General features: G+C 68.8%; 12 protein-coding genes. 7 read left to right on the top strand and 5 right to left on the bottom strand.

Annotated elements, in window-relative coordinates; all coding sequences use genetic code 11:
* The 4 genes from HV783_RS19115 to HV783_RS19100 form a co-directional block, all read left to right on the top strand.
* On the top strand, positions 1-421 hold a 421-nt coding region (locus tag HV783_RS19115; RefSeq protein ID WP_175189695.1), incomplete at its 5' end, for an SPOR domain-containing protein.
* Positions 422-507: 86 nt separating this feature from the next.
* Positions 508-1,140: a thiol:disulfide interchange protein DsbA/DsbL gene (locus tag HV783_RS19110; RefSeq protein WP_054504376.1), complete on the top strand. Its 633-nt coding sequence runs from the start codon at positions 508-510 to the stop codon at positions 1,138-1,140.
* Positions 1,141-1,302: 162 nt separating this feature from the next.
* Entirely contained in the window at positions 1,303-2,514 is a 1,212-nt protein-coding gene (locus HV783_RS19105) for an ABC transporter substrate-binding protein (protein ID WP_049070477.1), read from the top strand.
* Entirely contained in the window at positions 2,493-3,452 is a 960-nt protein-coding gene (locus tag HV783_RS19100) for an alpha/beta hydrolase (protein WP_116791568.1), read from the top strand. The genes HV783_RS19105 and HV783_RS19100 overlap by 22 nt, the downstream gene beginning before the upstream one ends.
* Before the next feature lie 4 nt (positions 3,453-3,456).
* Here the strand turns inward: HV783_RS19100 and metC are convergent, their stop codons facing one another.
* Both metC and HV783_RS19090 read right to left on the bottom strand, forming a co-directional pair.
* Complete coding sequence (metC, locus tag HV783_RS19095; protein WP_162876602.1) at positions 3,457-4,650, bottom strand: cystathionine beta-lyase; 1,194 nt, start codon at positions 4,648-4,650, stop codon at positions 3,457-3,459.
* Between the two features lie 81 nt (positions 4,651-4,731).
* Positions 4,732-5,430 carry a nitroreductase gene (locus HV783_RS19090; protein ID WP_100503069.1) on the bottom strand — a complete coding sequence of 233 codons (699 nt, stop codon included), beginning with the start codon at positions 5,428-5,430 and terminating at the stop codon, positions 4,732-4,734.
* Between the two features lie 77 nt (positions 5,431-5,507).
* On the opposite strand from HV783_RS19090, the gene HV783_RS19085 reads away from it, so the two are divergent.
* Positions 5,508-6,134 carry a LysE family translocator gene (locus HV783_RS19085; RefSeq protein WP_049070470.1) on the top strand — a complete coding sequence of 209 codons (627 nt, stop codon included), beginning with the start codon at positions 5,508-5,510 and terminating at the stop codon, positions 6,132-6,134.
* Between the two features lie 100 nt (positions 6,135-6,234).
* Here the strand turns inward: HV783_RS19085 and HV783_RS19080 are convergent, their stop codons facing one another.
* On the bottom strand, positions 6,235-7,302 hold the full coding sequence (locus tag HV783_RS19080; protein ID WP_054419507.1) for an MBL fold metallo-hydrolase: 1,068 nt from the start codon (positions 7,300-7,302) through the stop codon (positions 6,235-6,237).
* 73 nt (positions 7,303-7,375) lie between these two features.
* Here HV783_RS19080 and HV783_RS19075 point away from each other — a divergent pair, with 73 nt between their 5' ends.
* Together HV783_RS19075 and HV783_RS19070 are read left to right on the top strand one after the other, a co-directional pair.
* Complete coding sequence (locus tag HV783_RS19075) at positions 7,376-7,759, top strand: MerR family transcriptional regulator (RefSeq protein ID WP_049070466.1); 384 nt, start codon at positions 7,376-7,378, stop codon at positions 7,757-7,759.
* Positions 7,760-7,769: 10 nt separating this feature from the next.
* Positions 7,770-8,102 carry a YnfA family protein gene (locus tag HV783_RS19070; RefSeq protein WP_006386964.1) on the top strand — a complete coding sequence of 111 codons (333 nt, stop codon included), beginning with the start codon at positions 7,770-7,772 and terminating at the stop codon, positions 8,100-8,102.
* A 169-nt stretch (positions 8,103-8,271) separates the two neighbouring features.
* Here HV783_RS19070 and HV783_RS19065 read toward each other — a convergent pair whose 3' ends face one another.
* Together HV783_RS19065 and HV783_RS19060 are read right to left on the bottom strand one after the other, a co-directional pair.
* Entirely contained in the window at positions 8,272-9,243 is a 972-nt protein-coding gene (locus tag HV783_RS19065; RefSeq protein WP_175167288.1) for a Bug family tripartite tricarboxylate transporter substrate binding protein, read from the bottom strand.
* Positions 9,244-9,289: 46 nt separating this feature from the next.
* Positions 9,290-10,468 (bottom strand): M20 aminoacylase family protein, encoded by a 1,179-nt coding sequence (locus HV783_RS19060; RefSeq protein ID WP_116791572.1) that lies wholly within the window; start codon positions 10,466-10,468, stop codon positions 9,290-9,292.
* Positions 10,469-10,599: the final 131 nt, after the last annotated feature.

Here is a 10,599-nt window from a genome sequence, read left to right as displayed (position 1 = left end):
CACCGCGCCGGCGGGCAAGTCGGACGACCTGGGCGCGCTGATCGCCACCCTGCCGACCTCCAACAACACGCCCGCTGCCGCCCCCGCGCCGGCCGCCAGCGCCCCGCCCACGCCCATCGCCAAGGTGGCGCCTACCCCGGCGCCCGCGGCCAAGGCGCCGGTCGCCAGCGCCGCCCCGACCGCGTCGGCCAATGGCTCGTACTACCTGCAGGCCGGCGCCTTCCGCGGCCAGGACGACGCCGAATCGCTCAAGGCCCGCATCATCCTGCTGGGCCTGCCGGTGGCGGTGCAGAAGGCCGAGGTCAACGGCAAGCCGATCAACCGCGTGCGCGTCGGTCCGTTCGCCCGCCTGGACGACATGAACCGCGCTCGTGGCCGCCTCGGCGAAAACAAGATCGAAACGGCGGTGGTGCGCCAGTAACACGGCGCCCGCATCATGGTTTTTGATTGAACTAATCCGGGCCTGGCCCTGTCTGTAACCTCTTTGTTCAGGAACCTCACCCCATCATGCTGTCCCCCAAGCTCATCCGCATCCTGGCAGCCGCCGCGCTGACCGCCACCGCGTTCTTCAGCCCGGTCAGCCACGCCCAGGGCACCCAGGCCTATGTGCCGATCAATCCGCCGCTGCCGTCGGATACCCCGGGCAAGATCGAGGTCCTGGAATTCTTCGCCTACACCTGCCCGCACTGCGCCGCCATGGAACCCATGGTCGAGGACTGGGCCAAGACCAAGCCCGACGACGTCGTGCTCAAGCAGGTGCCGATCGCCTTCAACGCCGGCATGAAGCCGCTGCAACAGCTCTACTACACCCTGGTGGCCCTGGATCGCCCGGACCTGCACGCCAAGGTCTTCACCGCCATCCACGGCGAGCACAAGCGCCTGATCGACAAGAAGGCCATGGGCGAGTGGGCCGCCGCGCAGGGCGTGGACCGCGCCAAGTTCGACTCGGTGTTCGATTCGTTCAGCGTGCAGACCCAGGTCCAGCGCGCCAACCAGTTGGCCGAAGCCTATCGCATCGAAGGCACGCCGTCGTTCGCCGTCGGCGGCAAGTTCATGACCTCGCCGGTCATGGCGGGCAACAGCTACGAAGGCGCCCTGAAGGAAGTGAACCAACTGATCCCGATGGCCCGCGGCAAGTGACCCGCGCCTGAACCGCGTTCATGACGACGCCCCGAGCCGACCGGCCGGGGCGTTTTTCATGGGGTCATCCCCAAGGCGCGCGGATGCGGCAAAGCGCCCGCCGCGATATACACTTCCTCCCATAATTATTCGCCGCCACGCGCGGCCTACAAGGGGTGGAAGATGAGACAGCAATTCCTGCGCCGCGCGGCGCTGGGCGTGAGCCTGGCGCTGGCCGGCCTTTCAGCGCAAGCCAATGACGCCGACGGCGTGAAGATCGGCGTCCTGACCGACATGGCCGGCGTCACCGCGGACGCCACCGGGCGCGGCTCGGTCGAGGCCGCGCGCCTGGCGATCGAGGAACTGGGCGGCAGCGTGCTGGGCAAGCCCGTGGCGCTGGTATCGGGCGACCACCAGCACCGGCCCGACATCGGCAGCGGCATGGTGCGCAAGTGGTACGACACCGATGGCGTCGACGTGGTGGTGGACGTGCCCAATTCCTCGGTGGCGCTGGCGGTGCAGGGCATCGCGCGCGAAAAGAAAAAGCTGGTGCTGTTCTCCAGCCCCGGCACCACCGCGCTGACGCAGGCGCAATGCTCGCCGTATGGCGTGCAATGGACCTACACCACCTACGCGCTGTCGCGCGGCACCGCCACCGCCGTGGTCAAGGAAGGCAACAAGCGCTGGTTCATCCTGGCGTCCGACTACGCCTTCGGCAAGCAGTTGGCCGCCGACACCGAGACCGTGGTCAAGGCCAACGGCGGCGAAGTGGTGGGCACGGTGTTCCATCCGCTCAACGCCTCGGACTTCGCCTCGTTCCTGCTGCAGGCGCAGGCCTCCAAGGCGCAGATCATCGCCGTCGCCAACGCCGGCGGCGACACCATCTCGGCGATCAAGCAGGCGGCCGAATTCGGCATCGCCAGCGGCGGCCAGAAGCTGGCGGCGATGCTGTTGCTGCTGACCGACGTGCACAGCCTGGGATTGCAGGCCGCGCAGCACACCTACCTGACGGTGCCGTCCTATTGGGACATGAACGACGGCACGCGCGCCTTCAGCAAGAAGTTCGAAGCCCGCCTGGGCCGCCCGCCCACCTTCCTGCAGGCCGGCGTGTACAGCTCGGTGCGCCACTACCTGCGCGCGGTGCAGGCGGCCGGCACCACCGATTCGGACGCGGTGATGGCGAAGATGAAGTCGATGCCGATCGACGACCCGTTCAGCCTGAACGCGCGCATTCGCGAAGACGGCCTGGTGGTGCGCGACATGATGCTGGCACAGGTCAAGTCGCCCGACCAGTCCAAGGCGCCCTGGGACTACTACAACATCGTGCGCACCATTCCCGGCGACTCGCTCGCCTGGCCCCTGTCGGAAAGCCAATGTCCGCTGGTGAAGAAGTAGGCCCCCTGGCGCTGGCCGATTTCGGCAGCTTCTACGCGGGCGGGCGGCAGGCGCATATCAGCGGCCGCCCGGTGCGCGAGATCGCCTTCACCAAGACCGCCTCGCTGACGTACGACCCCAACGGGCTGTACCACGTCGAACAGGCGTACGTGCAGTACTTCATCCCGGCCGAACGCCGCCATCCGCTGCCGCTGGTGCTGCTGCACGGCGGCGGCATGACCGGCGCGATGTGGGAACAGACGCCGGACGGCCGGCATGGCTGGCTGCAGCATTTCCTGCGGCAGGGCCACGCGGTCTACGTGGTCGACAACGTCGAGCGCGGCCGCGCCGGCTGGACGCCGTTCGAGGAGGTCTGGCCGGATGCGCCCATCGTGCGCAACGCCGAGGAAAGCTGGTCGCTGTTCCGCTTCGGCCGCGCCGAGGACTACGCGCAGCGCCGCGCCTTCGACGGCCAGCGCTTTCCGCTGGCGGCCTTCGACGATTTCATCCGCCACGCCGTGCCGCGCTGGCTGGGCAACAACGATGCGGCGCTGGCGGGCTTGTGCGCCGCGCTGGAACGCATCGGCCCGTGCCTGGTGCTGGCGCACAGCCATGGCGGCGAAGTGGCCTACCGCGCGCTGCAGGCGCGGCCGGCGCTGGTGCGCGGCGTCATCGGCATCGAACCGTCGGGGTTCTCGCAGGAGGTGGACCCGGCCGCGGTGGCGGGCAAGCCGTTCCTGTTCGTCTATGGCGACTATCTCGACGCCACGCCGCTATGGGCCAGGCTGGATGCGGCCGGGCAGGCCTACGCCGACCAGTTGGCGGCGCAGGGCGGCCGCGTCACCGGCTGGCGCCTGGCCGACATGGGCATCCGCGGCAATTCGCACATGCCGATGATGGACGACAACAGCGACGACATCGCCGCGCGCATCGGCGCGTGGATCCGCGCCAACGCCTGAGACGTCAGCCCTTGACCGCCGCGGCCTTTTCCAGCGCCTGGGTCAGGTCGGCGATGATGTCCTGCGGCGACTCCAGGCCGATGTGCAGGCGCACCAGCGCGTTGTCGCCCTCGCCCCAATAGCGATGGTGCGACAGGTCCTTGGGCGACACCAGTTGCACCAGGCTTTCGTAGCCGCCCCACGAGAAGCCGATGCCGAACAGTTCCAGTTCGTCCACGAACACCCGCGCGGCCGCCGGCGACAGGCGCAGCTCGACCGACAGCATGCCGTTGGAACCGGTGCAGTCGCGCTGCCACAGCGCGTGGCCCGGGTCCTGCGGCCAGGCCGGATGGAACAGGCGCACGGTCTCGGGGCGCTGCTTGAAGAATTCGCAGACCTCCAGCGCGTGGCGCGCGTGCTGCGCCATGCGGATCGGCATGGTGCGCACGCCGCGCAACGCCAGCCAGGCATCGTCGGCGCTGATGGAATAACCCATCGCGTACTGGGTGCGGTTCAGCTTCTTGGCAATCGCCTCGTCATTGGTGACGACCGCGCCCAGCATCAGGTCGGAATGGCCGCCCACGTACTTGGTGCCGGCGATGACCGACACCTGCGCGCCCAGCGTCAGCGGCCGGTAGATGTAGCCCGAACCCCAGGTGTTGTCGGTGGCCAGCACCAGGCCGTGGCGCTGCGCGATGGCGGCCATGGCGCCCATGTCGAGCATCTCGAACAGCAGCGAGCCGGGCGATTCCACGTACAGCAGCTTGGTGTTGGGCTGCACCAGCGCGTCCAGGTCCTCGCCCGCGGCGAAGTAGGTGACGGCGATGTTCATGCGCTTGAGCACGGCATCGTCGAGCTCGCGCATCGGGCCGTAGACGCAATCGGAGATCAGCGCGTGGTCGCCGGCCGAGCACAGCGCCAGCATCACCATCGTCATGGCCGACAGGCCCGACGGCGCCAGATACGCGTGGGTGCCGCCTTCGAGCTGCGCGAAAACCTGCTCCAGCGCCGCGTGCGTGTCCATGCCCATGCGGCCATAGGTGGTGGCGCGGCCGCCGGCGGCCTTGCTGCGCTGGGCCTTTTCCAGGGCCGCCAGGTTCTCGAAGCGCACCGTGCTGGCCCGCATCGGCGGCAGCGGCACCGGGGCCGTGCCCGTCTCGGGGTTGAACGGGGCGGTGCCCGCGTGCTGCAGAACCGTATCGATGTGTTTGGTAGCCATCTTCAAGAGGGAATGCGTGCGTATTGGGAGAACCCGAACCGTAGCAGGAACGCGCGCGGCTGTCGCGCCCCCGGTCCGGTGTCAGTCGATCCAGCGCACCGCCGCGTCCAGGTCGGCGCGGCTGGTGCGATAGCTGTTGGCCGGATGCGCGGTATCGGCATAGCCGAACGAGATGGCGCAGACCACGCGCCGCTCGGGGCCGATGCCGAGCTGTTCGCGCAGCACCTCGGGATACATCGCCAGCGAGGCCTGGGCCACCGTGGCCACGCCGTTGGCCTGCGCCGCCAGCAGGAAATTGGCGACATAGCCGCCGCAGTCGATGGCGCCGTATTCGCCCAGCGCCTCGTCGGTGGTGATGATGGCCACGTGCGGCGCGTCGAACAGCTGGAAGTTGCGCAGTTCCTGCCGCCGGTAGGCCTCGCGGTCGCCGCGCGCCACGCCCACGGCCCCATATAACTGGAAACCCGACTCGCGGCGCCGCGCCAGGTAGTCGTCCCGGTACTCGCGCGGGAACGGGAAGTCGGGCGTGAAGCCCGCTTGCCCGGCGCGTTCCACCAGGGCCCGGCTCAGGCGCCGCGCGCCGTCGCCCGAGGCCACCGTCACCTGCCAGGGCTGGCAGTTGCACCAGGACGCGGTGCGCTGCGCCAGCGTCAGGATGCGCTCGATGGTGGCGCGCGGCACCGGCTCGGGCAGGAAGGCGCGGCAACTGTGGCGCGCGCGCAGCCAGTCTTCGAGCGCGGCGTCGGGACACGCGGCAGCGGATTCGGGTACGGCGGACATGGTGTCTCCTTGGTTTCCTCGTATGATGCCACTTGATTGCCGGCGCGCAAGGCGCCGCCCGACCCTGGCGAGACCCCATGCTGCCCCTCGATTCCCTGATCGCGTTCTTCGGCATTGCCGTATTGCTGGCCCTCACGCCCGGGCCCGACAACCTGTTCGTGCTGATGCAATCGGCCATCTGGGGCCGCAAGGCCGGGCTGTTCGTGGTGCTGGGGCTGTGCACCGGGTTGCTGGGCCACACCGCCGCCGTGGCGCTGGGGCTGGCCGCCGTGTTCGCGGCTTCCCCTGTGGCCTTCACGGCGCTGAAACTGGCGGGCGCGGCGTATCTGGCCTACCTGGCGTGGCAGATCCTGCGGGCGCCGGTGCATGCCGAGGACGGCCAGCGGCCCGAGCCGATGAAGACCTCCGCGCTGTACCGGCGCGGCATCGTCATGAACCTGACCAATCCGAAGGTGCTGCTGTTCTTCTTCGCCTTCCTGCCGCAGTTCACCTCGCCCAAACTGGGTTCGGTGGGCTGGCAGACGGTGCAACTGGGCGCGGTGTTCATGCTGGCCACGCTGCTGGTGTTCGGCGCCATCGCCTTCTTCTCGGGCGCGTTCGGCGAACTGCTGCAACGCTCGGTCACGGCCAAGCGCTGGCTCAACCGCGTCGCGGCGCTGGTGTTCGTGGGACTGGCCGTGCGGCTGGCGACGGCCACGCGCTGAGGCCGCCGGCCGGCGCGAGCCTGGAGAGGGCCGACCCGGCGCAGCCACGCGCGCCGGTTCGCCCGCGGGACGCCGCCGCGCAACGTGGCCGGGAGCGGCGTCAGGCCGCCTTGAAGCGCACGATGCCGTCCGCGCCTGTGCTGCGCGTCAGCTTGCCTTCGAAATACAGCGCATGCAGGTGCGCCAGCGCCTCGCCCATGGCGAAGGTCAGCTGGTGCAGGTCGAGCTTGCGCTTGAACAGCACCGGCACGATGTCGGAGGTCGATTGCGGTCCGGCCTTACAGGCCTCCAATACTTCGGCCAGACGGTCGCGGTGATGCTCGTGCTGCTGCGCGATGCGCTCGTGCAGGCCCTTGAAAGGCCGGCCATGCGACGGCAGCACCAGCGTGTCGCGCGGCACGTCGGCGTAGCCGTCGAGCGAGCGCAGGTACAGCGGCAGCGGGTTGGCGTCGGGCTCGTAGTCGAACACACTGACATTGGTGGAGATGCGCGGCAGCACCATGTCACCGGAGATCAGCACGCCCAGGTCGGGCGAATGCAGCGAGGCGTGCTCGGGCGCGTGGCCGTAGCCGACGATGACGCGCCAGTCGTGCGCGCCGATGCGCACCGCGTCGCCATGCATGATGCGGGTGTAGCGCGACGGCACGGCCGGCACCAGGTTGGGGAAGTAGTTGGCGCGCTGGCGGATCTGTTCCTGCGCGTCCGGATCGGTCAGGCCGTGGCGGGCGAAATGGTCTACCGCCGACTGGCCGCCAGGCCCGGCGCCGGCGTCATTGCGGCGCGACGACCACAGCGACGCGACCATGAAGTCGGTCATGGTCATCCACAGCCGCGCGTCCCAGCGTTCACAGAGCCAGTGGGCCAGGCCGATGTGGTCGGGGTGCATGTGGGTGACGATGACGCGCAGCACCGGCAGGCCGTCCAGTTCGTTCTCGAACACCTGTTCCCACAGCGTCTTGACCTCGTCGCGCGAGATGCCGCAGTCGACGATGGTCCAGCCGTCGCGGCCGTCGATGCGATCGCGCAGCAGCCAGAGATTGATATGATCCAGCGCGAACGGCAGCGGCATGCGGATCCACTTGACGCCCTCGGCCACCGGGTGGGCGCGGCCGGCTTCGGGCTGGAAATCGGCCCAGGGATACTGCAGCTTCTGTTCGTTGGGGTTCATTGCCTCGATCTCCACGCTTGACGATCGCGTCAAGTCATCATAATTTACGTTTACGTAAACTGCCACACGTCGCATGTCCCCGTCAACCTGGACCATCTCCGAGCTCGCCCGCGAGTTCGACGTCACGCCCCGCACGATCCGCTTCTATGAAGACCAGGGGATCGTCAGCCCGGCGCGCGAGGGCCGCAACCGCATCTTCGGGCCGCGCGACCGCACGCGCCTGAAGCTGGCCCTGCGCGGCAAGCGCCTGGGCCTGCAGTTGTCGGAGATCCTGACGCTGATCGACATGTACGACGGCCCCGGCGACACCGAGGTGCAGTTGCGCCAGTACCTGGCGGTGCTGGCCCAGCACCGCGCCACGCTGGAACAGCAGCGCCGCGACATCGAGGATACGCTGCAGGAGATCGCGGTGCAGGAACGCCAGTGCCGCGAGCTGCTGGCGCAGCAACGAGCCTGAAGCGCCTGACATGGCGATGCTGCAGACCTTCGCGCTGTTCGTCCTGACCGCGCTGGCCGAGATCATCGGCTGCTACCTGCCTTACCTGTGGCTGCGCCGCGGCCATTCCATCTGGCTGCTGGCGCCGGCCGCCGTCAGCCTGGCCCTGTTCGCCTGGCTGTTGACGCTGCACCCGACCGCGTCGGGGCGCGTGTATGCGGCCTATGGCGGCGTGTACATCGGCATGGCGCTGCTGTGGCTGTGGGCGGTCGATGGCGTGCGGCCCAGCGTCAGCGATTATGTCGGCGTGGGGCTTTGCCTGGCCGGCATGCTGGTGATCATGTTCGGGCCCAAGACGGCCTGACCGATTGCCGCGAAGGCGCGTGGGCGCACGACGGGCCAGCGCACGTTGGCGGGTCCGACTCACGCGGCGCGACGCCGGCCCGCCTCCCCGAAAATGAAAAAGCGCGCTCCCCGTGGAGCGCGCTTTGCATTGCTCGCGCGGCAGCCCGGCGGGGACACGCGCCCCGACGTCATTCCGCCTTGATGTTGCCTTCCTTGATGATGCGGGCGTTGTTGGCGAACTCGGCCTGCACCTGCTTGGCGAAGGCGTCGCCGGACGCGGTGCCCGGCTGCAGGTAGGACTTGGCCAGCAGGTCCTTGAACTCGGCGCTGGCCACGGCCTTGGTCAGCGCGGCCTGCAGCGGACCCGACACCGCCGGCGGCAGATTGGCCGGCGCGAAGATGCCGAAGTTCGAGTAGTACTGCGCCTGCGGCAGCTTCAGTTCGGCCATGGTGGGCACGTCGGGCCAGGCGGCCAGGCGCTCGGGCGCCATCACCGCCAGCGGTTTGAGCGCGCCGCTGGCCACGTGCGGCAGCACCACGTCGGTGTTGACCACCAGCAATTCGACCACGCCGCCCAGGCCGTCGGTCAGCGCCTGACTGTTGCCGCGGTAGGGCACGTGCAGCATCCTGGTGCCGGTCTGCGTGGTCAGCGCCGCCATGCCGATGTGGGCCACGGTGCCCTGGCCCGGCGTGCCGTAGCGCACGCCGTCCGGGTGCGACTTGGCGTAGTCGATCAGGCCGGCGAAGTCCTTCACCGGCAGGGCCTTGGTGGCGACGATGGCCACGGGCGCCACGGCCACACTGGCCACCGGCGTCAGGTCCTTCATCGGGTCGTAGTTGGTCTTGGCCAGGTGCGGGAAGATGGTCAGCGGGCTGGTGGAAGCCAGCAGCAGGGTGGCGCCGTCCGGCTGGGCGCGCGCCACGAAGTCGGTGCCGACCGAGGCGCCCGCGCCGGGCTTGTTTTCGACGATGACGGTGGCGTTGGCCTCCTTGCGCAGCACGTCGCCCAGGCGGCGCCCGATCGCGTCGGCGCTGCCGCCGGCGGTGTAGGGCACGACCAGGGTGATAGGCTTGGCGGGCCAGCCCTGCGCCAGCGCGGCGCCGCCCGTCATGATCGCCAGGGCCGCCCCCGCGGCCGTGAACAGCATCTTCTTTTTCATAGCTTCCTTGTGGTGTTGCGTAGCACTGCGTCAGGTAATGCTTGAATCAGCCAGCCAGGTAGCGCTGCGTCAGCCGCACCCAGTAGCTCGCGCCCGGCGCGATCAGGGCGTCGTTGAAGTCATAGCTGGTGTTGTGCAGCATGCACGGGCCCAGGCCGTGGCCGGCCATGCGATGATCGCCGTCGCCGTTGCCCAGGAACACGTAGCAGCCGGGCTTGGCCTGCAGCAGGAAAGCGAAGTCCTCCGAGGCCATCACCGGCTCGATCACGCGGGCGTGATCGGCGCCAGCCACCTCGCGCATGACCTGCATGCAGAACTCGGTCTCGGCCGGCGTGTTGATCAGCGCCGGATAGCGGCGCTCGAAATAGACCTCGGCCTCGCAGCCATGGGCGGCGGCGATGCTGCCGGCGATCTCATGCATGCGGCGCTCGATCAGGTCGACCACGTCGGTGCTGTAGGCGCGCACCGAACCGCCCAGCCAGGCGCTGCCCGGGATCACGTTGATGACGCTGCCGCCGGCCTGCACCTGGGTGATGGACAGCACGGCGGCGTCCAGCGGGCGCTTGCTGCGGGTCAGAATGGTCTGCAGCGACTGGCCGATGGCGAACAGCGCCGGCACCGGGTCGGCGCAGTCGTGCGGCGCGGCGGCATGGCCGCCCTTGCCGCGCACGGTGATCTTGAAGCCGTTGGCGGACGCCATCATCGGCCCGGCGCAGACGCCGAACGAGCCGGCCTCCAGGCCAGGCCAGTTGTGCATGCCGAACACGGCCTCGCAGGGGAAGCGCTCGAACAGGCCGTCCTGGATCATGGCGCGGCCGCCGGCGCCGCCTTCCTCGGCCGGCTGGAAACAGAAATAGACGGTGCCGTCGAAGCCGCCTTCCTGTTGCAGGTGGCGCGCGGCGGCCAGCAGCATGGCGGTGTGGCCGTCATGGCCGCAGCCATGCATCTTGCCGTCGTGGCGCGAACGGTGTTCGAACTGGTTCTCTTCCTGCATCGGCAGGGCGTCCATGTCGGCGCGCAACATGATGGCGCGGTCGGAAGTGCCGCGCTTGATGACGCCGACCACGCCGGTCCTGGCGATGCCGGTGTGGGTCTCGATGCCCCAGCCGCGCAGGGCGTCGGCCACCACCTTGGCGGTGCGGTGCTCCTCGTAGCAGAGCTCGGGATGGGCGTGCAGGTCGCGCCGCAGCGCCACGATATCGTCAAGATTGGCCAGGTCGGACACCGCTGACTCCGTAACAAAATTTGAAGTTTCAAGGACCCGGGGAATAGTACCCAGGGCGCTTCCCGTGGACGCAAACATTTGCCTAGGGAAAACCCGACTCATATTTACGTTTACGTAAACGTAATATTTGC

The organism is Achromobacter dolens, assembly GCF_902859745.1.
Taxonomy (GTDB): Bacteria; Pseudomonadota; Gammaproteobacteria; order Burkholderiales; family Burkholderiaceae_B; genus Achromobacter; species Achromobacter dolens.
Note: the sequence above shows the minus strand (reverse complement) of the source record. Positions and strands in the feature narration are given on the sequence as shown.